The sequence below is a fragment of the Paenibacillus sp. genome (assembly GCF_031177825.1).
GTDB lineage: Bacteria > Bacillota > Bacilli > Paenibacillales > YIM-B00363 > Paenibacillus_AE.
Genome location: NZ_JAPSKE010000003.1, coordinates 1 through 23374, shown reverse-complemented (window position 1 = coordinate 23374; position 23374 = coordinate 1). Strand labels below are relative to the sequence as shown.

The window sequence follows — 23374 nt, the reverse complement described above, 5'->3', positions numbered from 1 at the left end:
CTTTTTCCATCGTTCCGTCTTTACTTCCTCATATACGCATCCGCTTGCCTCTGCAGCTCGCGCTCGATCGCCTCCAGCGACGGCCCCGCCTCCGCCTCGAACGCCGCCCAAGCCGACGCAGGGTCGATTACGCCGTTGAACAAGGGCGTATAATACTCCGCTTCGATTCGGTTGTAACGGTCCAGCTCCGCCTGCACCGAGGAGCCGTCGAATTCGAAGCCGGTCAGTACGTCCGGCGTGAAGTTGTCGGCGTTGCGGATGAAGCGCGTCAGCTCCTCCGTTCTTGCGTCATCCGCCAAGAGGCGATCGTCCGTCGGGTTCCAGATCCAGACGAAGGCCGGTTGATTGTAGCCGGTATCCAGCAGTTTGAACTTATTCCCTTCGAGCGGCTTCCAATGCGTGTCTTGCAGCCCGTAGGCGAGCAAGTCGTAGTTCCGCTTCTCGTTCGCCCAGTTCAAGAACCGGACGGCTTCCTCCTTGTGTTTGCTCACGACCGGGACCGCGATGAAATTCCACTGTCCGAAGTCCGAGACGTTCGCTCCGGGCGTATCGTCGAAGAACGTCACGCGCTCGAGCTCTCCGTCCGGCACGGTCTCCCGGAGCTTCTCTTGCGCGATCTCTCCGACATGGAAGGAGCCTGTCGGGAAGATCGCAACGGCGCCGGATGCTCCGGGTTCCTGAAAATCCTTGATCCCCAGCACGTCCTTATGCATGATGCCATCGACGTACAAGCGCCTTGCTTCCTCTACCCATGTCCGGACCGGCGAATCGAGCTCCTTGAACGCATTGTGCACCTTCCCGTCATTATGTCGGTAGTACAGCATCAGACTGCTGTCCAACGCCTGCGTCGGTCGAATATCGGTATCGTCGAAGTAATGGCGGAAGGCGGCCTGACTGTACAATTGTTGGCTTCTCGTTCCTCCCGCGATCAGCGGTACGACCTCCGGCGCCTTCTCCTTCACGAGATACGCGAATCGAAGCAGCTCTTCGTACGTGCGGATCGGCGGGACGCCGAGAGATTCCCGAACGTCCTTACGAATGAAATACGAATGGCTCATTACGTGACTGACGCCGAGCGGGATCGCCATCACGCGCCCTGCGCTTCGATTCGCGTCCCACATCTGCCTGGGTCGCTTCGCGACGATCGTCTCTCCGTACTGCTCCAGCAGGACGTCCAGCGGCTCGTAATATCCGCTCGCGATCATCTCGTTCAGATGCAGCCACGGGGCGTCGAAGATCAGATCGATCTCTTCCCCGGAAGCGAGCGCGACCTCGGATCGCGTGCCGAAGTCGTTCCATGGCACGAACTCCATCCGAATATCGAGGTGGAGCCCTTCCTCCGCCATGCGGCGCTCCGCTTCCTCCATCACGAGGTCGAAGTCCGGGGAACGGTCGCCGGGCACCATGATGTTCAGCGTCGTTGGCGTCATAGGCGCCGCAGGGGACACGCCCCGAACCGCCGCCGGTCCCGTTTCGTTCGCGCATCCGGCGGTCAAGAGGATAGAAAGCGCCCAAGTCGCACCCTTTGCGAGCAACGATTGTCGTAAGGCCACTCCGACCCCTCCCCTCATGAAGAATGCTGTTGGCGGTACTGATTCGGCGTCACGCCCGTCGCTTTCTTGAACGCCGTGAAGAAGTGGCTCTTCGTCAGAAAGCCGGACCGCTCCCCGATATCCGACACGGACAGCGCCGTCGTGACCAGGAGCTCCTTCACTTTATTGACCCGCAGATCGAGCATATACGCCGACAGCGACTGATGATGGGTTTCCATAAAGATTTGCCTCACGTACTTGGCGGACAACGAGACGTGCTCCGCCACGTCCTCGGCCGACAGCATCGGGTCGTGAATCCGATAAGCGATGTACGCGGCCATCTCCTGGGCCAGCTTCCCCTTGCGGTCGGACCCCTGCCTGCTGCTCAGCCGTTCCATAATTTCCAGCAGCTCTTGCTCCAGCCATCTCCTTAAGTCTTGCAGCGTCGGAAATCCGGCGAGCTGCTTCTCGATCCCGTCCACCCCCTGGAGGGCTGACAGCTTCTCGAATTCCTTCACGACCGAAAACAACAGTACGGTCAACTGCACCTTGCACTCCGAAAACTTCATCGCTGCGAGCTGACCGAACAGCTCATCCAACGACTCGACGACTTGTTCGCCGTTGCCGGCTTTCACCGACGCCAGCAGCTTCTCGACGCCCTTCCGTTCGACGACGGGGTCCATCATATGTACGTAACGCTCGTAATCGCCTTCGGTGTAAATCCGGTCGCTTCCGTTGATGAACTTCAGCAAGGTCAACTCGAGCACGAAGTCGTATACCGCTCGAAGATCGTCGTCGATGTCCTTCGCGTCGCTGACCGCGATGACGATGTTCACCCGGATGTACTGGCGAACGTGTTTCTTGACGGCCTCGAGGATCGCCTTGATGTCGGACTCGGCGCGGTCCAGCCCGATCAGCAGGACGATGTGGTCCCCGGCGAAATCGACCGCCTCGAACGCCCCGCCTTCGCCGCGGACGACTTCTTCCGCGATATTACACAGCGCGTAGGTGAACAGGCGCCGAGACTCGAAATCGTAGCGTTCGGCGAAAGCATGGTACGACTCGATCTTGATCACCGCGAGCCGAAGCTTCTCCTTCGCGAAGAGGTCGGTCGCTTCGGCGATCTCTCCCCTCACCGCGCGGCCGAGCCGTCCCTGAAGCACCCATTGGCGCAAATATTCCGCCTTCACGATGCCTTGCCGATCCCGCAGCGATACGTTCATCTCGTCGACCTGATTGGACAGCTTCTCGATCCCGTATTTGAGCATGCTGTATTCGTCGCGGACGACGGGCGGCGCGGACGATTGGCCGGCGTCGGCGTTGAACTTCCGCTGCAGCTGCTCCGCCAGATGCCGGAACGGCCGGACGGCGCGCCTCGAATTCCACATGGCGGCCGTCAGCAGCAGGACCAGCAGCAGCAGCGAATACATGACGATACGCCGTTGGAACGAATCCGCCTGGCTCCGAAAGCTCCTCATCTCGGTCAGGGAGTGCACGGTCCACTTCTGCGACGGCATAACGGCGGAGTTCACGAACAATCGCCGCCCCGTCTCGAATTCGACCACCGCGGGCGCCGCCCCGTGGATTTGCGCCCCGCTCAGCAAGGCGGCGATCGACTCGCCGCTTCCCTCCCCGCCCAAGACGTTGCGCCCCTCCTCGTCCAGCACGATCAGGTTCGTGCCCAACTCCTCGTTATGCGCTAGCAGGTGGGTCTGCAGCGCGCGATTGTCGAGCAGGAGCACCAAGTATCCGCGGATATCCCGCTTCGCTGGCGTCGAAGGGACGACCAAGGACAAATGGGCGTCGCCTTGCACCTCGTGCGGTTGAAATTGTAGGAACAAGGATTGCTGCTCTTGCACCCGCTTCAACATGACCTGGTCTCGGAATGCCTCGAACGACGTGACCCCCGTCTGCGAGTCGAACGCTTGGCGCGTCCGGAGGTTTATCAAATACGCTCGCCGAATGAACGGCTCCGTGGACATGAAGGTGGTCAGCGTATTCAGCACCTCCATGTCCGCCAGCGGATCCGGCCGCTCTCGCTGGAGCCAGCCCTGAATCGTTCGGTCCTCGTACATGTTCAATCCGTACGACTTCAGCTTGTTCAGAATGAATTCGGTTTGGCTCGCCGTATGGACGACCTTATCGCGATGGAACAAATCCATCTGCGAATGCGCGTACTTCGAAAATTGGTTGGACAAAAACAAGGAAAAGGGAATGATGATCAGCGTAAACACGATCCCCGCCCATAAGAGCAGACGAAAGTGATTCCGCGTCAGCAGCTCGCGCATCGTCCCGCCTCCGTTCGCCGGTTGTCGCTTACGTCTTCGGCGCGCCGCCTCCCGCATCCTCTTCCTTCGGCCCGCCGGCTTTCGCCTTTTCCAACGAGATCGTATCATGCACCCCGGCTCGCGGCCTAGTTTTCATTCGGCGCATCGGGTTCTGAAACGGCGAAATCGCCGGCTGCGGGAGGAAAACCTCCGTTTGAGAACCTAGCGGCCGCCGCGCCCTTCCTGTTATACTAGGGAACGTCGTTCGATTTGAACATTGGTTAGAAAGGAAGCGTCACCGTGAATCCTGGATTGTCGGAACGCCGCGCGTTCCTGTGGAGTTTATTGTTCGTCGGCATTATCGCGATTTCGTTTTCGGCGATTTTCGTCAAATGGACGGACGCGCCCGTGTCGGTCATCGGCATGTATCGACTGGGCCTCACGTTAGTCGGCATGACCCCCTTCCTGTTCCGCTATCGCGCCGAGCTCGGCGCCGTGTCGGCGCGGGATTGGGCGCTGCTCGGGCTGTCCGGCTTCATGCTGGCGCTGCACTTCTTGCTGTGGATGGGCTCCCTCCGTTACACGACCGTCGCCAGCTCCACCGTGCTGATGACGCTCGAGCCGGTGCTCGTCATGATCGGCGCGCTCGTCTTCTTCCGAGAGCGCATCCGCGGCGCCGCGGTCGCCGCGATGGGCGTCGCCCTGATCGGCGCGGTGCTTATCGGCTGGGGCGACTTCCGCCTCTCGGGCACGGCGCTCTACGGCGACTTGCTGTCGATCCTCGGCACGCTGGCCGTCGTCGTCCACATGCTGCTCGGGCAGGCGCTGCGGGGGCGCATCTCGTCGTTCGTCTACAGCTATACCGTCTTCTTGGCGGCGGCCGCGGCGTTCGCGGTCTACAATCTCGCGGCGGGCTTCTCGTTTATCGGCTATGCGTCGAACGACTGGCTCATCTTCGTGCTGATGGCCGCCGTGCCGACCGTCTTCGGCCATCTGCTGTTCAATTGGCTGCTGAAGTACGTCGGCGCCACCACCGTCTCGATGGCGGTGCTCGGCGAGCCGGTCGGCGCGTCGCTGCTCGCTTGGGCGCTGCTCGACGAGCGGCTGACGACGCTGCAGGCGTTCGCGGGCGCGCTGCTCATCGGCGGCGTGTGGCTGTTCCTGCGCTCCGGCGGCCATCGGCACGCGGAGGCGGGGGAATCGCCGGTCGCGGACGTCACCGCCACGCCCGTAGGGAAGTAGCCGTGGGCCGGCGGGTTTGTGTAGCGGAATACTCCGCTTATAAGCGCGAATTCGCGCTTGGATGATCGCCCTTGGCAGGCCGCGAGGCCGGAGCCCCCGTCTCCGAAACCCGCGCGACGAAATGAAAAACCGCCGAACGGATATCCGTTCGGCGGTCGCTGTATGGTCAACTCTGTTACGATACCGATCCTTCCAGCTTCGCCATTTCGAATTCGACGAGGCGCGTAAGAGCGTCTTCGTAACCTCCGGGGATGCGGTATTTCTTCACGTAGTCTTTTACGAATTTACGTGGATTGGCAGGCCTATAGATTCGAACCAGTTCTCTCACACTATCCTTTACTTCATTACTTCCTTTTGCAGCCATAAGCTTGCTCCTCTCCGTAACATTACTTTGTTCGTAAGCGGCTAGGTAGGTCAGGCAGTAATGCATCTATACATACATAATACAATATTCAGATAATTATGTCCCTTAATTTATTTGGCGCACTCGAAAATTGGGCAACCTGTTACCATCCCTAGGAAAAAGGAGTGCCCGCGCCCATGGACGCGCCAAGGAACGACGTCTCGCCGGAGCCCCCGCGGTTCGACCCGGCCGCGGGCGGGAAGACGTGGACGATCGCCTCGCCGGCGGAGGCGAACCTGGACCCGGCGCCGCTCCTCCAAGCGGACGAAGACATCCAGAAGCGCTTCCCGAAGATGCGCTGCTTCCTCGTCGCGAAAGACGGCGCCCTCGTCTTCGAGCGGTATTACGGCGGCGCGGACGCCTCGACGCGCCTCGACCTGCGCTCCGCGACGAAGAGCGCGACCGCGGCCGTCGCCGCTTGCGCCGGCGCGCTCGGCGACGACGGCGAGAAGCCGCCGACGCTGGCGACGCTGTTTCCGGAGCTGCTGCCCCGCGCCGCGAGCGAGGACGTCCGCGCGACGACGACCCGGCAGCTGCTGGCGATGACGTCCGGTCTGCACTGGAAGACCGGCAAGCGGCTCGGCGAAGCGTTCGTGCCGCGGTTGCACCGCTCTCGCCATTGGGTCCGCTTCGCGCTCCGGCTGCCGGTCGACCCCGAGACGCGGGGCGCCTTCGTGTACCGCAGCGTCGACTCGCATCTGCTCTCGGCCGCGGTCTCCGCCACGACCGGCCGCCCGGCGTCCGACGTCGCGCAGGAGGCGATCTTCGGCCCGCTCGGCATCGCGCCGCCGCCGTGGGAGGCCGACCCGCAGGGCGTCACGGTCGGCCATATCGGACTCGCGCTCGCCGGGCGCGACCTCGCGAGGCTCGGCTGGCTGCACGCGACCGGCGGCGTTTGGGAGGGGCGGCGAATTCTGCCGCCCGACTACGTGCGCCTCGCGTTCACGCCGCTCGGCGAAGGGCTGCCCGCCTTCGGCCGGTACGGCGGGCACTGGTGGATCGCCCGCGCGGCGACGGGCGAGGCGGTCCGCTGCGCCCTCGGGCACGGCGGACAGCTCGTCTTCGTCATGCCGGAGCGCCGGCTCGTCGCCGTCTTCGCCGCCGACCCGAAGGTCAGCCGCTGGAAGCACCCGCTGTCGCTGTTCGAGCGGTACGTGCTCGCCGCGGACGCGGACGGCCCCGGCGCCGCCTCCCCGCCCCCGTCTTAGGTCGGGGGGGCCCGCTTGCGGAAGACGTGTGCAATTCCCGCCCGTTCGAGTTACAATTAGCAACGGACCTGTTGTGAGTCCTCCCGAGAAGGAGATGAGCGCGGAGTGACGACGGAGAAGAAAAAAGTGATGATTGTGTACGCCAGCTACGGCGAAGGCCACATCCAAGTATCCAACGCGCTGAAGGAACGATTCGAACGCGAAGCCGGCTGCGAGGTGTCGCTGGTGGATTTATTCGCGGAAGCGTATCCAAGGCTGAATGAATTAACGAAATACATATATATTAAAAGCTATACATTATTTCCCAAGCTGTACGGCTGGTCGTACTACAGCACGCGGGAGATGCGCGACGATACATGGTTCTCCGCCTGGTTTCACGGTTGGGGAACCGGCAAGCTGAAGCAAATTCTCGAACGAGAGCGGCCGGACGCCGTCGTGAACACGTTCCCGACGCTCGCGATGCCCGAGCTGCGGCGAAGACGGGGCGTCGCCATCCCGATCTTCAATGTATTGACCGATTACGTCATGCACGCGCGATGGATCCATCCGCACATCGACCGATATTACGTCGCGACGGACGACCTCCGAGCCGCCATGACGGCGGTCGGGGTGCCCGAGCATCGCATTCGCGTCACCGGGATCCCGCTCAAGAGCGCCTTCCGCCCGGTGGAACGGTCGGAAGCGCTCTACGCCAAGTACGACCTCGACCCGGCGCGGCGAACCGTCCTGATCATGGCGGGCTCGTACGGCGTGCTGCAGGGGCTGCGTGACGTGTGCGACGCATTGGCCGCGCTGCCGGGCGTGCAGCTGGCGGTCGTCTGCGGCAAGAACGAATCGCTGTACGCTTCGATGCGGGACATCGCGGGGCGCAGGCCGAACGTGAAGGTGTTCGGCTTCATGAAGGAGATGCACGAGCTGATGTCGCTCGCGGAGACGATGGTGACGAAGCCCGGCGGCATCACGTTGACCGAAGCGATCCAATGCGAGCTTCCGGTCGTTCTGCTCCGCCCGGTGCCCGGGCAAGAGCGGGACAACGCGGAATATTTGGCGTCTCGCGGCGCGGCGTACGTCGCCGGGAACGACGCGGAGGTGCTGGAAGCCGTTCGCTCGCTCATGGAGCGCCCCGACCGGCGGCGGCTCGCGGTCCGGGCGATGGCCGCGCTGAAGCGGGCGCATTCGGCCGAGCGAATCGTCCAAGACATCTTAGAGGCGATGGACGCTCTCCGGTCGGAGTCCGTCTTCACCGAGGAACGAAGGAGAGTATCGAGTGAACGCTATTCGTAATTTATCCGTCCCGATGCCGCTGGCGCGGCTCGCCCTTCTCTTTTTCCTGATCGAATTCGTTCGGGGCGCGATCCTGATCAGTTATATTCCGAAGTATGCGGTCGACGAGCTGTACCTGACCGTGACGACCGTCGGCTTCGCCGTCACGATGCACTACGTGGCCGACACGGTGGCCAAGCTCGGCATCGGATACTTGCTGGATCGGTTCCCGCTGCAGTGGATCTTGCAAACCTGCTTCGCCTTGTCGATCGTCGGCCTGCTGATGCTGGAGTATGCATTGGAAGCGTGGGTGCTCGTCGTCGGCTCCATCTTGTTCGGGGTCGGCGCTTCGCCGATCTGGCTCGTCGGCATGAGCAGCGTGACGGAGAGCGAGCGCGGCAAGCAGATGGGCGCCTTGTACATGGCTTGGATGATGGGCCTCGGCCTCGGTCCCGTGCTGCTGAATTTCTTCCTCGACTGGTTCGACTACGGCATCTCGTTCCTCGTGCTGCTCGGCATGACGGCGCTCGCGTGGGCGATCTCTTGGTTCGTCAAAGGGGCCGAGAACATCCCGCATCCCGAACCGTTCTTCCGACAGCTCGGCGCGCTCGCCGTCCATATGAAGGCGGTCAAGCCGCTGCTGCCCGGCATGATTTTGCAGACGCTCGGCGCGGCGATGCTTCTCCCGATTCTGCCGACGTTCGCCGAGGAAAACCTGCTGCTCACGAACTCGCAATATTCGCTCTTCCTGCTCACCGGCGGCGCCTTCGCCGTGCTGGCGCTCGTGCCGATGGGCCGGCTCAGCGACAAGCTCGGGAAGAAGTGGTTCCTGATCGCGGGCTTCCTCTCCGTCGCCTTCGGCCTCTATATGATCACGACGATCGAGACGCTTTGGGTATGTCTGTTCTGGGCGATCGTGCTCGGCATCTCTTACGCGGCCGTCCTGCCCGCCTGGAACGCCCTGCTCGCGCAGTTCGTGCCGCCGCAGCAGAAGGGCGTCGGCTGGGGCGTCTTCTCGACGGTGGAAGGCATCGGCGTCATGCTCGGTCCGGTCATCGGCGGCATCATCGCCGACTCTTTCGGGCTGTCGGTTCCGTTCCTCGTGGCCGCGGCGCTCTTCCTGTTCATCGGCTTGTTCTACGTCTGGTTCCCGTTCCGGCTGTTCAAATAATAAAAAGGCGCATTCGACCCTCGCCGCAAGGAGGGTCGATGCGCCTTTCTTTTTTACGAAGCGGCTACGCACACCCGGTTGCGACCGGACCGCTTCGCTTGGTACAACCCGTCGTCGGCCATCTGCAGCAGCTCGTCCGAGCGGGTCAGCATGTCGGGGAACGTCGCCGCGCCGATCGACACCGTGATCCGCAGCGACTGGCCGCCCTCGATCGGGAACGCATGCCCTTCGACCGCTTGCCGGATCCGCTCCGCCACCTCGACGGCCCGTTCGACCGCGCAGTCCGGCAGCAGCACGGAAAACTCCTCCCCACCGTTGCGCGATACCGTATCGACCGAGCGGCACGTCTGCAGCAGCACCCCGGCGAGCTCCCGCAAGACGTCGTCCCCCGCCTTATGGCCGTACGTGTCGTTGATCGACTTGAAGAAATCGATGTCGATCAGGAGCAGCGACAATCGTTCCCCGCGCTGCATGGCCGACCGCATGCATTCGTTCAGCGCTTTGTCGAAGCGTCGGACATTGTTCAGCCCCGTCAGGAAGTCCGTCGTCGACTGCTGCTTGAACCGTTGGAACAGCAGGTCGGACACGATAATGTTTTCCATTAAATAATAAACGAGGACGCCGCCGCCCGCGGAGAAGCCGACGTACATCAGCCACGTGTACCACAACATCTCCTTGGGGAGCACGATCCCGAACACGAGGAGCGTCCCCCCGACCGCGACCGCCGTCATGGCCACGTATTTCCGCAGCCGGCTCCATCGCAGCTTGGAGATGTATCCGCAGGCGAACGCACAGAAAATAACGTTGGCCGCGGCCAACAGCGCCGTCGTGCTGACGCCGAAGAAGACGAGCCGGAACAAGGCGATCATGACGCCGCATATCGCCGAAGCGATCAAGCCCCCCTGGCTCGCGGCCAGCACGATCGCGATGTGGCGCGCGTCTAGAATCGTCGCGTCCGAGATGCGGACCGTATAAAACATCAGCACGATGCCCGCCGCGCCGCAGGCGATGCCGAGGAGCGCCTGCTCCGAAGCGAGCGCCCGGCTGTCTTCGGAGCGGTAGCGGTAATATAAACTGCCTATATGGATCATGGCGATCAACAACGCGCCGTTACCGATCAAATCGTGAAACAGATCGACCCCTCCTCTCCCTCCCGGCATCCGGTCAGGGAAATCCGACACATCTTATTCGACACGAATCGCCAAATCCCTGCAATGTTCACACCCATTCCCAACGCCGTACCCGTCGAAGCGGCCGCATGTGTATTGCCCGCCCCGGTTTGCTACAATGATAGGGTGTGCGATCCAAGCCAAGCCGAATGAGGGGTCGAGTGAACATGGAATCAATGAAGACAAGGTTGGAAGCCGCCGTCGCCGCGCTGGAGGAGCGGTTCCTCGAACGCGAGGAGCTCATCCGGCTCGCCCTGCTGGGCGTCATGTCCGGGGAGAACGTCCTGCTCGTCGGACCTCCCGGGACCGCCAAGTCGCAGCTGGCGCGAGCGGTCTCGGGCCTGTTCGGGGGCGAAGGCTGGTTCGAATATTTGCTGACGCGCTTCACGACGCCGGACGAGGTGTTCGGCCCCGTCTCGCTGCGCGAGCTGAAGATGGACCGGTACGTAAGGCAGACCGAGGGCTACTTGCCGTCGGCGCGCTTCGCCTTCCTCGACGAAATTTTCAAATCCGGCAGCGCGATTTTGAACGCGCTTTTGTCTCTGTTGAACGAACGCATTTATTATAACGGCCGGGAAAAGGAAGCCTCCCCCCTCCTCTGCCTCCTCGCGGCGTCCAACGAGCTGCCCGAGGAGACGGAGGGGCTCGGGGCGCTGTACGACCGGTTCTTGATCCGGTACGAGGTCGGGTTTCTAAAGCACATGTCCAGCTACGAACGGATGTTTACGCTGCCGCGGGAGCCCGTGCCGGCGGTGCTGTCGATTGCCGACGTCGAACGCGTGCGGGAACGCGCCGCCCGCGTCGTCCTGCCGGAGCCGATGGTCCTGTTTCTCTTCCGGCTGAAGACGGAAGCGGAGGAGCGCGACCTGTCCGTCTCCGACCGCCGCTGGCGCAAGATCGGCGACGTCTGGCGGACGTCCGCCGCCCTGAACGGGCGCGACGCCGTCTCGATTTGGGACGCCGTCTTTACGCCCCATATGCTATGGGACGTGCCGGAGGCGCTGCCCGGCATTCAGGAGTGGTTCGAGGCGCGCTTCGACGAAGCGCTCGAGGTCGAGAGCGAAGCGGAGCTGCCGCTCGCCCGGTTCGCGGCGACGCTGGACCGTTGGAAGGCGCGGAAGCAGGAGCTGTTCGGGCACCAATTCAAGAAGGAAATGAAAGCCGGCGCCGGGTCGTCGCGTTCCGAGGCGGCGGAGTCGCTGCTCGCGGAATGCCGCGACGAGCTGGAGACGCAGGGGCAGAACCTGCGCCGGGCGCTCGTGCGGTTCCACGAACGCGAGCGTGGCCGCGCCGACGAGCTGCGCCGCCTGAACGCGCTGCTGCCCGATCCGGCGGCGGCCGCCGCGAAATACGCGACGGCGCGCATTCGCGGCGAGCGGGTGCTCCACGACATGTTAGAGCTGTACCGTTCCTTGTTCGACGCCGACATGCCCGGCGTCGACTACGACTTCACGTTATGATCCGCCACGCGAACGTCGACCGGTACGTCTTCGACCTGCAGCTCGTCGCCGACGCGGACGCGCGGGAGCGCGTGCGCGTCGCCCGGACGCGGGCGCCGTGGCTGACCGACGCGCTGTTCGCCGACGTCTTCTATTGCTTCTACCTGCCTAAGCCGTCGGAGGAGGCGGGGTCGGACGCGCCGCCGTTCCACCGGTGGCTGATCAAGACGCTGATGCGGCAGTATTTGTATGCGCGGCTCCGGCCGCCCACGGAAGGGGCCGCGCCCGCGGCCTTCCGCACCGCCTTGAAGGCGGTGCTGTGGCTGACGGCCCAATACGCCGAGGAGGCCGCCCGGCGGAAGAAAGACCGCCGCGAGATGCCCGCGCTCGCCGAACGCGAGCTCGCGGGCGCCGGCGAGACGCCGGGCGGCGCGGGCGGCGCGGGCCTCGACCTCGGCGACAAGGCGACGCCGACCGGCCGCAAGAAGGACGGCGAGCGGTCGCTAGCTGCGAAGGGCGAGCCGACGCTCGCCGAGCGGATGAGCGCCGAGCAGATGGAGCGGCTGAAGAAGGTCGGCTACCGGCTCGAGCGCGGCAAGCACGAAGCCGAGCAGCGCCAGTCGGCCGCCGACGCGAAGCCGCTCGCCGAGGCGGAAATCGCCGAGCTGCGGGCGAAGGTCGCCGAGCTGCGGGAGTCGATGCGCACCGACTTCGTCCGCCGCGACAAGTGGAAGAAGAAGCTCGAGAAAGCCGAAGACGAGCTCGCCGGCCGGCTGAAGGCGCTGGAGCGGCTGGAGGCGGCCGAGAAAGCGACGTTCGACGCGCTCGACCGGGAGCTAGGCGCTTGGCTGAACGGCGCCTTGCGCGGAACGCTCGAGGAAGAGGACCGCGAGACGAAGGCGCTCGAAGACTTGATTCAGGCGAGCCTGCGGTTCGCGAACCGCCGCTGGGGAAGCGACCTCGGGAAGCTCCGCCGCCAGTCGTACGGGCGTTATCTCGAATGGGTCGAGCGGCTGAAGCGGCACCCGGACCTCGTCGCCATGGTGCAGGAGGTCGGCCGGAATACGGAACGGCTCCTCCGCCAACGGCGCGAGCAGCGGCGGCGTGCGGCGCCGGACCGGTACGACGAGCTCGGCCTCTCCGGCGACCTCTCGCATATGCTGCCGAGCGAAGCGAGCCTGCTCGCCGACCCGGACTACGAAGCCTACTTCCTGCAGAAGTGGCTCGACGGCAAGCTGATGACGTATAGCGCCCGCTCCCCGTCGCAAGACGCCGGAAAGGGGCCCGTCATCTGCCTGCTCGATTCCTCCCATTCGATGCGCGGGGCGAAGCAGCGGCTCGCGCAAATTTTCGTCATGACGTTCGCCGCCCTGACGCTGTCGGAATCGCGCGACTTCGTACTGCTGCTGTTCGGCGCGAAGGGCGAGCTGATCGAACGGCATCTGCGCTATAAGCAGCCCGATTGGACGGCGTTCTACCGGCTGTCGCAGCTCGCGTTCGGCGGCGGCACGCACTTCGACGCCCCGCTCCGGCGCGGCATGCGGCTCGTGCGCGAGGCGCGCGGGCTCGCGGACGCCGACCTCGTCATGGTGACCGACGGCATCGGCGCCGTGTCGCAGCCCGTCCGGGACGAGTTGGCCGAGCTGGGCGCTTCCGTCTCGCTCCGGCTGCATACGCTGATCGTCGGCTCCGCGCGGCAGCACAAGATCGCCCCGTACGACATTCTCGGGGTGTCGCACAAGGTGCGCTTCGCGGCGTCTTGGGACGGTCGGGACGACGCCAACGAGGCGCTGCTGCTGGACGTGACGTGACGCCGGCGAGGAAATTTTTTCCCCGGCATCGCTTGACCTTGACCTTGGGGGAATGTTGTACGGTAAAGGAGCAAGTCGATGGAAGAGGAGGAATCGAACGCGCATGACGAAGCTGACGATCGGACAGATGGCGCGCCTGTTCGGCATCACGACGAAGACGCTGCGTCACTACGACGCCGTCGGGCTGTTCTCCCCCGCCGAGATCAATCCGGACAATCAGTACCGGTATTACAATCCGGGGCAGATCGCTACGCTGCGCTCCATCTTATTCCTGCGGGAGCTGGATGTCGGGCTCGAGACGATTCGCGAACTGGCGGCCGGCGGCACGCTGTCGGACCGCGCCCGGCTCGCCCGCGTGCTTCGGGAACACGCGGATCGCGTCCGCTCGGCCATCGAGGCGCAGACGACGCTGCTGAACCGGATCGACCGGGAGCTCGGTCGCTGGGAAGCGGACGCAACGGGAGGAATCGCAGTGAAAGCGAAAATCGTGAGAATGGAACCCTTTTACGCGGTAGGGGTCGCGGCGCACCAAGCGGACGCCTCGATGGAGTTCGGACGGCTCTGGGAGAAGCTGCTGCCGGTGGAGGCGAGCATTCCGCATCGCTCCGAGGAGAACGTCTCTTTCGGTTTGTGTTACGACTTCGACGGCGAGCGTTTCAGCTATATGGCCGGGGTCAAAGTCGACGCGGTCGACGACGTGCCGGAGGGCTTCGAAGCGAAGCTCGTCCCCGCGCAGACGTACGCGGTGTTTACGCACCGGGGGACGATCGCCGGACTTCAGGAAACGTATGAGCGGATACATGAAACATGGTTAGCGGAAAACGGTCTTCAGTTCGCGGAAGGCATCGACTTCGAGCGGTACGACGAGCGGTTTTACGGCCCGACGGACGAACGGTCGGAGTTGGATCTCTACATTCCGATCCTCGAGCCGGCCGAGTAATGAAAACCGCCGAGGCAGGGAACAGTAACTCCGACACGTTCGATTGACTTGACGTTAAGGAGGACTTGTTCTTGGCAAATCAAAAGCATATGCACCCGATGTCCGGCGACCGCGTCGAGACGAACGCCGTCTATAAGAGCGAGTACGGCTACGAGGTCGAGCTGAAGGCCGGCGAAACGTTCCCGATGGATCCGCAGCTCGGCTCGGTGGAATACGAAATGACGGCCTTGTCCTACGCGGAATGGCCGGAGGACGTCCACGGCGACCGTACCGCCGCGGCGGAGGCCCACGTTCCGGTGTCCGCCGCGAACGAGGAGAAGGCGGAGCGCAAGCACGTGCAGGCGCTGCAGCATCGGCTGCATCGCGGCAACCGGTAAGTTTCTCCTGTAGGGAAAGAGAGCCCGAACCGGCGCCCCTTCTTCAGGCGCCCGGTTCGGGCTCTCTTTCGTTATTCGGCCGACGCGGCTTCTTCCCCGCCTTGCACATGCCCGACCATCTTATCGAGCCGCCTGAGCTGCCGGCCGTACTCGTAGATCGCGGACGCGACGACGACGAGGGAGACGCTGCTCTTCGGCTCGCCGCCCACGCGCTCGATCGCGTCCCGGAGCAGCCGTTCGGTGAGCTCCCCGACCTTGTCGTACAGCTGTTCGCCGGGCTTCATCTTCCCCTCGTACTTCAGCAGCGCGTACTCGTGGTACCGGATCAGCTCTTCGAGCGCGTCGTCGAACGCCCGGTCCGCCGAATCGTCCTTCCGCTGCGGGAAGTAGTGGACCTGGACCGCGTCCAGCACGAGCAAGCCGACCGTCATCGCCCGCACCATCTGCTTCTGGACGACGAGATGGCGCCCCGGTTGCGGACGGAACCTCTTCCACTTCCGCCATTCCTCCTCCAGCATGCCGTACCGCTCCGAGATTTTCCGGACCGTATCGTTCAGTCGGTCGCGCTGCGACTTCGCTTCGCCTTCCTTCAGCTCGTCGGACACGGCCGTGCGCAGCAGCAGCGACATCGTGCCGAGCGCGTCGCGGTAGCCGTCGAGGAACTGCTTCCGATGATTCGGCGGCAGGACGACCGCGTTGACGAGGAACGCGGACGCGATGCCGATCAGAATCGTGGAAAACCGCTCGAGCGCATACATCCACTCCCCGCCCGCCTCGAGCACGACGATCGTCGTCACGAGCGTCAGCGCGACGGTCGATTCCATGCGAAGCGCCAGCGTAATGAGGATGACGGCGATGCACGTCAGCCCGACGACGACCTCGTTCACCGGCATGACGAGGCTGACGCCGAGCGCGAGAATGGCGCCGAGCGTATTCGTCTGCACTTGCTCGAGCATGTGCTGCCACGACTTGTACACGGACGGCTGTATCGCGAAGATGGCCGCGACGCCGGCGATCGTGACGCCCTTGAGTCCCAGTTGTTGCGTTATGTATAGCGCCAGCGCGACGGCGATGCCGGTCTTCACGACCCGCGCGCCGATCGTAACGTTCATGATGTCGTTCCCTCCTCGTTCCTCTCACATCTTACATGATATGGACGAGCCGACGCAAAGATGCGCCGTTTCCCGGGACTCGCTCGCCGCCCGCAAAAATCGAAAAAGCCCCTCCCCCGACCATGTCGGGGAAGGGGCGCGCCGTACGGCGAAGATTACGCGTACCGGCGGATGACCGAGTCGATCGCCGCGGCGACGGCGCTCGGACCGCGCGACAGCGTGCCGGCGTCGATGGAGCAGCGGACGTTCGTCTCGTCCATGTCCATCGCTTCGGCGAACAAGCCGCCGAGGCCGCGCGCGCGACGGTCGACCTGCAGGAACAAGTCGATCGACGACGCTTGCGGCGACAAGATGACTTCCAGCTCGTCAAGGCGACCGCGGTACGATCCGGATACCGGCACGAATTCGAGCTCCTGCACGAAGGAACCGTAGCCGAAGCGCGGCGCGTATTCGCAATCCGCGTTCCGGAGCCGGAAGCCGAGCTCGCTGATGCCGTCGAGCACCGCGCGCATGCCGGCGTTCGGCACGACTTCGATCTTGTCGTCGTCCGTCGGATCGACGGCGGACTTAATGTCGAGCCCGGTCTTCAGCCACACCGGCGTACGTCCGACCGTGAGCGGCGTCGAAAGCGGCAGCGCGAACGCGAACGGAATCTCCTTCGCCTCGCCCGGCTGCAGACGGAACGGCTCGGCTACGCGCATCTTCGAAATTTCCGCGCTCTGATACACCTTCCGGTCGTCGACTTCCTTCACGTATTGCGTCATCACAGAGATGTATATGGTGTCTACTTGTTGCTCTACGTTGCCGCCCTTGACCTTCACGACGCCCCGCAGCGTCTCGCCCGGCTCGTAGCGCTGCTTCTCCAAGAGCGTATCCACTTGCGCCGAACCGATGCCGATGCTCGCCATCATTCGATTGAAAAACGACATCCCAACCATCCTCTCCTATGTACGGAATCAAGATTCAGGGTCAATCTACAAATAGTACGCACGATTCCCGGAAAGGTTTCCGACTTTCGCGTCGATCTACAGCGGCAGCAAGCCCACCTGATCGCGGCGTTCGACCGCCTCCACCATCGCCGTCCACGCGGCCGGCTTCGGGTTCAAGATGTCGTAGTACGTGCGCAGGAACCGCCCGACGAGCGCGCCCGGCACGCTCTCCGTCGACTCGTCCGCCGCCAGGAAGCCGAGATTGAGGCCGCCGACCGCCTCTCCGTCGCCCTGCCAGGAAGGATGCACGTAGTCCATGTCCAAGCGGCGGTAGCCGAGATGCGAGAGCACCTCGCGCCGCACGTACGGATTCATCGGCTTCACGCCGCCGAACCCGAGGTCCTCCACCGCGTATGGGTTGTAGATTTCAGCGAACATACCGAGCATCGGCCCTTCCGTCCGCGCCACCCATGACGCGAGGTCCGCTGCGCGATGCTTCACGAGGAACGGCCCGATCCCGAGCCCCTCGCGGCCGATGATCGTGAAGTCGGTCATCGCGACGCGCATGTCCGGGTAATACCGGTATTCCGTCGCGCCGACGACTTCGTCCTCGTGCACGGCGACGTAGACGCGGAGGCCCTGGTCCTTCAACGGCTCCTCCCACAAGGAGAACTCCAACACTTCTTCGGGCGGGAAAATGGTTCCCATCAATGCGTGCATCTTCGCGAACAACGGATCCTCGATACTTTCGATTCTTATGTATTCCATCGGCCGATTCACTCCTTATGACTGTATAAAAGGATTTTTCCATTCCATCAGCAGCGCGTAATCGCGCGATTCCTCGTCGTCGAGGTAGTTCGGCGCGACGCGCACGGGCGTCCGGCCGCACCGCAGCAGGAACGTGATGACCGGGTCCTTCAGCCGCCCGGCTACGACCGCTTCGGCATAACCTTCGGCCGACATCTTATCCGCGTACCGATGATATCCGGACATGCGCCCCCCGCCCAGCAGCCGGGCGAGCCGCTTCTCCACGACCAGGTGGTACATCGCGTGCGCCATCGCCTTGCCGAAGCCGTACGCCCGATACGCCGGGCGAACGCTGACGTCGACGACGTACAGCGTGTCTCCCGCGGGATCGTGCGGCGTAATAAACCCGTTCCCCGTCGTCTCCGCCCAGGTGTGCGACGGCGCAGACGGGTCGTACCGAACGATCAGCGCCGTCATCGAACCGACGAGCTTGCCGTCCGCCTCGACGCAGATCGCCCCTTCCGGGAACAGCCGCGTGTGCGAGGCAAGCTGTTCCTCCGTCCACCACAGCTCGGACGGGAACGGCGGCGGGAAGCATTCCCGCTGAATGTCGATCAGCGCCGCGAAGTCTTCGGCCCCGTAATTCCGAACGATCGCCTTCGTCGGCCGCCCCTCCCGGTCGAACGCGTAATATTCGCTGCGATACCCCGTCATCCGCTCCGCCTCACTCCCAGTCGGTATACAGGTCGGTGCGGCGATCGCGCCACGTCGTGACGCTGCCGCGTTCGCGCACCTCGTAGAGCAGCGACAAATCGAGATCCGCCGTCACGATCATGTCGTCGTTCACGACGCCCTCGGCGAGAACGCCCGCCGGCGGGAACGGAATGTCGTTCGGCGAGAGGATCGCCGACTGGCCGTAGTTCAGCCGCATGAAGTCGACGGTCGGCAGACTGCCGACCGTGCCGGCCGTCACGACGTACACTTGATTTTCCACCGCCCGCGCATGGCTCGTATACCGAACGCGGTGGAAGCCGTGCCGGTCGTCCGTGCACGACGGACAGAAAATCACGTCGGCGCCGCGCGCCTTCGCCATCCGAACGATCTCCGGAAACTCGATGTCGTAACACGTCAACACGGCGATCGTGCCCTTCGGCGTCTGAAACACCTGGAACGAATCGCCGCCGCGCACGTTCCATTCCGTCACCTCGGTCGGGGTGATATGCAGCTTCGGCTGCTCCCCGATCGAGCCGTCCGGGGAAAACAGATGCGCGGTATTATACAGAAACCCGTCCCGCTCCAACACATGCGTCCCCGCGACGATGTACATGCCCGTCTCGCGGGCGAGGCGAACGAACAGCTCGCGATACGCCCCCGTATAGCCGGGCAGCGTCTCGATGCCGTTCGCGGTTCCCGCCGCGTTCGGGATCGACAGCAGCTGCGTCGTGAAAAACTCGGGAAACAATAAAAATTCCGTTCCGAACTCCTGCGCGGTCTTTACGTAATGCTCGACCTGCGCCCGGAATTCGTCGAAACTCGCAATCGTGTGCAGGTGGTACTGCACGCTGGACACTCTCATTTTCATCTCCGGCACCTCCGCTTCTTCCCGATCATTGTACCAAAGTTCGAGTAAGGAAACACCCGACGGCGCATCCTAGGTTTAACAATATCGATACGACCCGAGGAGGGACCTGATGGACGCGCTCGAACGTATTTATCGGCAGTCCCAGGAACTGCAGCGGCAGTTGACGGACGCCAGAGAGACCTACTTCTTCAACGAGGTCGTACACTCCTACCAATGGTGGCTGATGCTGGCGGCGTTGGTCGTCTCATACACGCTCTTATGGTTTCTTATCGACCGCAGTAGATTGGTGCCGATTCTGCTCGTCGGTTGGTTCGTCTTCGGCGTCGCGACGGCGGCCGACGGCGTCGGCGGCGACCTTGTCCTGTGGGATTACCCCCGCATGGGGATCCCTTGGGGAGAGAGGCTGCTGCAAGCGGACCTCGTCATGCCGGTCGGGTATATGCTGACCTACCAATGGTATCGCGAATGGAAGCCGTTCTTCGTCGCCTGCGTCGCGCTTGCCGTACTGTACGCCTTCGTGCTCGAACCGTTCGCGATCGCCGCGGGCGTGTACGAAACCTATTTGTGGCGACACGTGTACTCGTTCCCGATCTATGTCGCGATCGGCCTGTTCGTCAAGTGGATGGCCGACGCCGCCGAGCGCGTACAGACGCGAAACAGCGCCGTGTGAAAAAGCAAAAGCCCCCCCGTCCCGCCGACATCCATGGAACGGAGCGTTTAAGGCGCACGATCAACGATTCGGGATCGCCCAGTCGACCGGAGCTTCCCCTTGCGCGGTCAGCCACGCGTTGATGCGGGAGAACGGCTTGCTCCCGAAGAAGCCGCGATGCGCCGACAGCGGGCTCGGATGCGGCGAGCGCAGAACGAGATGGCGTCCGGCGTCGATTCGCGCTCCCTTCGCTTGGGCGTGGCTGCCCCATAAGACGAAGGCGATCGGCCGCTCGCGCGCGTTCAGCCGTTCGACGACCGCGTCCGTGAACGTCTCCCACCCGCGGCCCTTGTGCGAATTCGGTTCGCCGTCCCGTACCGTCAGCACCGCGTTGAGCAGCAGCACGCCTTGACCCGCCCATGACGCCAAGGAGCCGTGATTCGGGATCGGCGCGCCGAGATCGTCTCGCAGCTCCTTAAATATGTTTTGCAGCGACGGAGGCGGCGGTACCCCCGGTTTCACGGAGAAGCTGAGTCCGTGGGCTTGTCCCGGTCCGTGATACGGGTCCTGGCCGAGAACGACCGCTTTGACGTCCGCGTACGCGGTATGATGCAGCGCGTTGAAAATATGTTCCGCCTCCGGATACACCTTCCGCGTCCGGTACTCCGCCTTCAGAAATTCGCGCAGCTGTATGTAATAAGGCCGTTCGAATTGATCGCCGACCTGCTCCTGCCAATCGTTCCGCAGCACGATCGCCATACGCTTACCAACCCCCTATTCCAAATACGCGGGCGTCCCGGTCCACTCCCACAGCCAAGCTCCCAACAAGCTCGCCGCGGCGACGGTCGCCACGAACCAGAACGTACGCTTCGCCCACTTCATCCGGTTGTCCCGTATGCGGCGCCGCATCTCCGCTCTCGATAACGACACGGTTCTCACCTTCCTTACGACGTACTCTCTTGTATGATAAAATGCCCTTATGAACAAGTGTGTGTATACTTTACCATCCTAACCAATTCAGGGAAAGAGAAAAAGAGGGGATTCCCCCTTTAAAGGAGAGAACGCCTTGATTCAAGCGGTCATTTTCGATTTCGACGGAACGATTCTCGACACCGAGTCGGTATGGTACGAAAGCTATCGCGACGCGCTGCAAGACCATGACGTCGAGCTGCCGCTCGCGGTATTCGCCGAAGGCATCGGCACGTACGACGACGGAATGTTCCGGTATATGCGGGAACGCCTCGGAACCGAGGAGAAGTATCAAGCCGTGAAGACGGCGGCGCATGCGCTGCATCAGTCGAAGACGTCGGCGCTTCGGCCGCGGGAAGGGGTCGTCGCGTATTTGGAGGAAGCGAAACGGCTCGGCCTCCGGATCGGCCTCGCCACCAGCAGTCCGCTCAGCTGGATCGAGCCGTTCCTCGATGTTCACGGACTTCGCGGATATTTCGAGACGTTATGCACGTCCGACGACGTCGAGAAGGTGAAGCCGGACCCGGCGTTGTACCGCCTTGCGGCGGAGCGGCTCAAGGTCGAGCCCCGCCGCGCGGTCGCGTTCGAGGATTCCGCGAACGGCGCGAGATCGGCCGTCGCGGCCGGCGTCCGGTGCGTCGTCGTGCCGAATCCGATGACGGAGGCGCTTCGGTTCGAACGGTACGACTTCCGTCTCGCCTCGTTCGAAGAGTTGCCGCTCGGCGAGCTGCTGGCTCGGTTCGAATAACTTCCGGCGGCCGATTCGCCCGCGGCGTCGGCCTCCCGACTTTTCCCATGCATAAATCGCCCGACGTTGGAAAATGCTATATGAAAATCTTCTACGAATCGGGGATTTCCATTGAATACTAAAGAGCCGCTCACATCGGCCGAGATGGGCAAGCTGTGGGCCACGTATATGGGAAACAGCATGGCGGTATGCGTATTACGCTATTACTTGAAGCATGTCGTCGACGAGGATATTAAGGAGATCTTACAAAAGTCTTACGATTTAAGCGAAGAGTTCTCCAGTCGATGCGCCGAAATTTTGAAGGCGGACAACCATCCCGTGCCTTTCGGCTTCGCGGACCAAGACGTAAACGTCGACGCGCCTCGGTTGTTCGGGGACGAGTTTTATTTGCATTACTTGAAATACGTCGGGAAGGCGGGCCTCAGCATCTACGGCATCGCCGTTCCGCTGGTCACAAGACCGGACATGCGCGAGTTCTTCACGCACGTTCTGAACTCCACCGTGAATTTGATGACCGAAATCAACGGATTGCTCGAGGCCAAGAGCTTCCTCGTTCGGCCGCCGCTCATTCCGGTTCCGACGCGGACCGATTACGCCAGAAAGCAGAGCTACCTCAGCGGGTTCATCGGGCCCATCCGCCCGCTGCACGCGCTCGAAATCGCGCACCTGCACGACAATTTGGAAAATAACGCAACGAGCCGAACCGTATTGGTCGGGTTCTCCCAAGTGGCCCAAACGCCGGAGGCTCGGGATTATTTCATCCGAGGCGGGGAAATCGCGGGCAAGCATTTTAAAATATTCAGCGAGATCTTATCTAAGGAGCATCTGCCGTCGCCGCCGATCCTGAATCATCTGGTGACCGATTCGACGATTTCGCCGTTCTCGGACAAGCTGATGATGTTCCATAAGCTCGACATGTTCTCGATGCGCATCCGCTCCTACGCCAACTCGATGGCGGTCAGTCCGAGACACGACTTGGCGGCGATGTACGGACGGCTTGCGCTCGAGGTCGGCAAATACGCCGAAGACGGCGCGAGGATCATGATCGACGCCGGGTGGCTCGAGCAGCCGCCTCAAGCGGCCGATCGGGAGGCGCTTGTGTCGCATTGATGTAAAGTCAAGGGGCGAACGATTCGCGCGCGCCAATCCGCCTTCCCTCGAAACGATAAGCGATGTAAAATATTCTCATGTTTAGCTGTCGCTACGGGGAGGGATTTCATGATGAACTCATTACAACGCAAGATCGAAACTATGCGTTTCATTATGATTACGACCGCCGAGAAGCATAGCAACGACCTTCTTCACCCCGAAGTCATTCGCGTCTCCCGCGAGCTGGACCAGCTCATCGTGCAAGCGATGAAGTCGCGCTCGCGCCCGTCGAGCCTGGCCGTCGCCGAACGCGCCAGTTACGTTTCCTAACCGTCTCCCCCTCCCGGCCGGGTTGGGGGATTTTCTTGTTTTCCTGCATAAAGATCCTTCGCCCTGCTAATGATATCCTTACATCCACAAGGAGGTGACATCTCATGGGTAAAGGTTCTCAAAGTTCCAACAACTTGGTCGTTCCTCAAGCGAACCAAGCGCTCGACCAGCTCAAGTACGAGGTGGCGCAAGAGCTTGGCGTACAAATCCCGCAAGATGGTTACTACGGTTACATGGCGACGCGCGACACGGGCGCGATCGGCGGACATATGGTACGCCGCATGGTGCAGATCGCCGAAGAGTCGCTCGCGCGCGGCGCACGCTTCTAACTAGCCTCCGGAAACGTAAGCGAATCCCCCGTCTCGGCCGTGCGGCCGTCGGGGGATTCTTCGTTGTT

General features: G+C 62.7%; 24 protein-coding genes. 13 read left to right on the top strand and 11 right to left on the bottom strand.

The window, feature by feature from the left end:
- Positions 1-20: 20 nt before the first annotated feature.
- A complete protein-coding gene (locus RIN49_RS04330) occupies positions 21-1553 on the bottom strand; it encodes an extracellular solute-binding protein (protein WP_309118939.1) in 1533 nt (510 codons plus the stop codon).
- A gap of 14 nt (positions 1554-1567) precedes the next feature.
- Positions 1568-3820, bottom strand: a complete 2253-nt coding sequence (locus RIN49_RS04325; protein ID WP_309118938.1) for an AraC family transcriptional regulator — start codon at positions 3818-3820, stop codon at positions 1568-1570.
- Positions 3821-4099: 279 nt separating this feature from the next.
- Between RIN49_RS04325 and RIN49_RS04320 the strand changes: the two genes are divergently transcribed.
- A complete protein-coding gene (locus tag RIN49_RS04320; protein WP_309118937.1) occupies positions 4100-5041 on the top strand; it encodes a DMT family transporter in 942 nt (313 codons plus the stop codon).
- A gap of 175 nt (positions 5042-5216) precedes the next feature.
- On the opposite strand, the gene RIN49_RS04315 is transcribed toward RIN49_RS04320, so the two are convergent.
- The gene (locus RIN49_RS04315) at positions 5217-5405 is read right to left on the bottom strand and encodes a dimerization/docking domain-containing protein (RefSeq protein ID WP_138197183.1); all 189 of its coding nucleotides are present in this window, start codon (positions 5403-5405) and stop codon (positions 5217-5219) included.
- A 176-nt stretch (positions 5406-5581) separates the two neighbouring features.
- Between RIN49_RS04315 and RIN49_RS04310 the strand changes: the two genes are divergently transcribed.
- The 3 genes from RIN49_RS04310 (at position 5582) to RIN49_RS04300 (ending at position 9086) form a co-directional block, all read left to right on the top strand.
- Entirely contained in the window at positions 5582-6652 is a 1071-nt protein-coding gene (locus RIN49_RS04310) for a serine hydrolase domain-containing protein (protein ID WP_309118936.1), read from the top strand.
- Between the two features lie 105 nt (positions 6653-6757).
- Positions 6758-7936 (top strand): MGDG synthase family glycosyltransferase, encoded by a 1179-nt coding sequence (locus tag RIN49_RS04305; protein WP_309118935.1) that lies wholly within the window; start codon positions 6758-6760, stop codon positions 7934-7936.
- Entirely contained in the window at positions 7920-9086 is a 1167-nt protein-coding gene (locus RIN49_RS04300; RefSeq protein ID WP_309118934.1) for an MFS transporter, read from the top strand. Before RIN49_RS04305 ends, RIN49_RS04300 begins: the two co-directional genes overlap by 17 nt.
- A gap of 53 nt (positions 9087-9139) precedes the next feature.
- On the opposite strand, the gene RIN49_RS04295 is transcribed toward RIN49_RS04300, so the two are convergent.
- The gene (locus RIN49_RS04295; RefSeq protein ID WP_309118933.1) at positions 9140-10246 is read right to left on the bottom strand and encodes a diguanylate cyclase; all 1107 of its coding nucleotides are present in this window, start codon (positions 10244-10246) and stop codon (positions 9140-9142) included.
- A 176-nt stretch (positions 10247-10422) separates the two neighbouring features.
- Here RIN49_RS04295 and RIN49_RS04290 point away from each other — a divergent pair, with 176 nt between their 5' ends.
- The 4 genes from RIN49_RS04290 to RIN49_RS04275 all read left to right on the top strand — a co-directional run bounded on the left by RIN49_RS04290 (position 10423) and on the right by RIN49_RS04275 (position 14822).
- Positions 10423-11715, top strand: coding sequence for an AAA family ATPase (locus tag RIN49_RS04290; RefSeq protein ID WP_309118932.1), 1293 nt, complete (start codon positions 10423-10425; stop codon positions 11713-11715).
- Positions 11712-13505: a vWA domain-containing protein gene (locus tag RIN49_RS04285; RefSeq protein WP_309118931.1), complete on the top strand. Its 1794-nt coding sequence runs from the start codon at positions 11712-11714 to the stop codon at positions 13503-13505. Before RIN49_RS04290 ends, RIN49_RS04285 begins: the two co-directional genes overlap by 4 nt.
- 103 nt (positions 13506-13608) lie before the next feature.
- Positions 13609-14445, top strand: coding sequence for a MerR family transcriptional regulator (locus tag RIN49_RS04280; protein WP_309118930.1), 837 nt, complete (start codon positions 13609-13611; stop codon positions 14443-14445).
- Between the two features lie 71 nt (positions 14446-14516).
- On the top strand, positions 14517-14822 hold the full coding sequence (locus tag RIN49_RS04275; protein ID WP_309118929.1) for a hypothetical protein: 306 nt from the start codon (positions 14517-14519) through the stop codon (positions 14820-14822).
- A gap of 71 nt (positions 14823-14893) precedes the next feature.
- Here the strand turns inward: RIN49_RS04275 and RIN49_RS04270 are convergent, their stop codons facing one another.
- The 5 genes from RIN49_RS04270 to RIN49_RS04250 all read right to left on the bottom strand — a co-directional run bounded on the left by RIN49_RS04270 (position 14894) and on the right by RIN49_RS04250 (position 19192).
- Entirely contained in the window at positions 14894-15934 is a 1041-nt protein-coding gene (locus RIN49_RS04270; protein WP_309118928.1) for an FUSC family protein, read from the bottom strand.
- A gap of 155 nt (positions 15935-16089) precedes the next feature.
- Positions 16090-16863 (bottom strand): sporulation protein, encoded by a 774-nt coding sequence (locus RIN49_RS04265; protein ID WP_309118927.1) that lies wholly within the window; start codon positions 16861-16863, stop codon positions 16090-16092.
- A gap of 96 nt (positions 16864-16959) precedes the next feature.
- The gene (locus RIN49_RS04260; protein ID WP_309118926.1) at positions 16960-17631 is read right to left on the bottom strand and encodes a GNAT family N-acetyltransferase; all 672 of its coding nucleotides are present in this window, start codon (positions 17629-17631) and stop codon (positions 16960-16962) included.
- A 15-nt stretch (positions 17632-17646) separates the two neighbouring features.
- Positions 17647-18324, bottom strand: coding sequence for a GNAT family N-acetyltransferase (locus RIN49_RS04255; protein WP_309118925.1), 678 nt, complete (start codon positions 18322-18324; stop codon positions 17647-17649).
- 10 nt (positions 18325-18334) lie between these two features.
- On the bottom strand, positions 18335-19192 hold the full coding sequence (locus RIN49_RS04250; RefSeq protein ID WP_309118924.1) for a carbon-nitrogen hydrolase family protein: 858 nt from the start codon (positions 19190-19192) through the stop codon (positions 18335-18337).
- 109 nt (positions 19193-19301) lie between these two features.
- On the opposite strand from RIN49_RS04250, the gene RIN49_RS04245 reads away from it, so the two are divergent.
- On the top strand, positions 19302-19862 hold the full coding sequence (locus RIN49_RS04245; protein WP_309118923.1) for a CBO0543 family protein: 561 nt from the start codon (positions 19302-19304) through the stop codon (positions 19860-19862).
- Positions 19863-19922: 60 nt separating this feature from the next.
- Here the strand turns inward: RIN49_RS04245 and RIN49_RS04240 are convergent, their stop codons facing one another.
- Positions 19923-20600, bottom strand: a complete 678-nt coding sequence (locus RIN49_RS04240; protein WP_309118922.1) for a uracil-DNA glycosylase — start codon at positions 20598-20600, stop codon at positions 19923-19925.
- A gap of 15 nt (positions 20601-20615) precedes the next feature.
- Positions 20616-20771: a hypothetical protein gene (locus RIN49_RS04235; protein WP_309118921.1), complete on the bottom strand. Its 156-nt coding sequence runs from the start codon at positions 20769-20771 to the stop codon at positions 20616-20618.
- A gap of 136 nt (positions 20772-20907) precedes the next feature.
- On the opposite strand from RIN49_RS04235, the gene RIN49_RS04230 reads away from it, so the two are divergent.
- The 4 genes from RIN49_RS04230 (at position 20908) to RIN49_RS04215 (ending at position 23306) form a co-directional block, all read left to right on the top strand.
- A complete protein-coding gene (locus tag RIN49_RS04230; protein ID WP_309118920.1) occupies positions 20908-21558 on the top strand; it encodes an HAD family hydrolase in 651 nt (216 codons plus the stop codon).
- Positions 21559-21669: 111 nt separating this feature from the next.
- Positions 21670-22668, top strand: a complete 999-nt coding sequence (locus RIN49_RS04225) for a DUF3231 family protein (RefSeq protein WP_309118919.1) — start codon at positions 21670-21672, stop codon at positions 22666-22668.
- Positions 22669-22776: 108 nt separating this feature from the next.
- Positions 22777-22977, top strand: a complete 201-nt coding sequence (locus tag RIN49_RS04220) for an aspartyl-phosphate phosphatase Spo0E family protein (RefSeq protein ID WP_309118918.1) — start codon at positions 22777-22779, stop codon at positions 22975-22977.
- 104 nt (positions 22978-23081) lie between these two features.
- On the top strand, positions 23082-23306 hold the full coding sequence (locus RIN49_RS04215; protein WP_138197163.1) for an alpha/beta-type small acid-soluble spore protein: 225 nt from the start codon (positions 23082-23084) through the stop codon (positions 23304-23306).
- Positions 23307-23374: the final 68 nt, after the last annotated feature.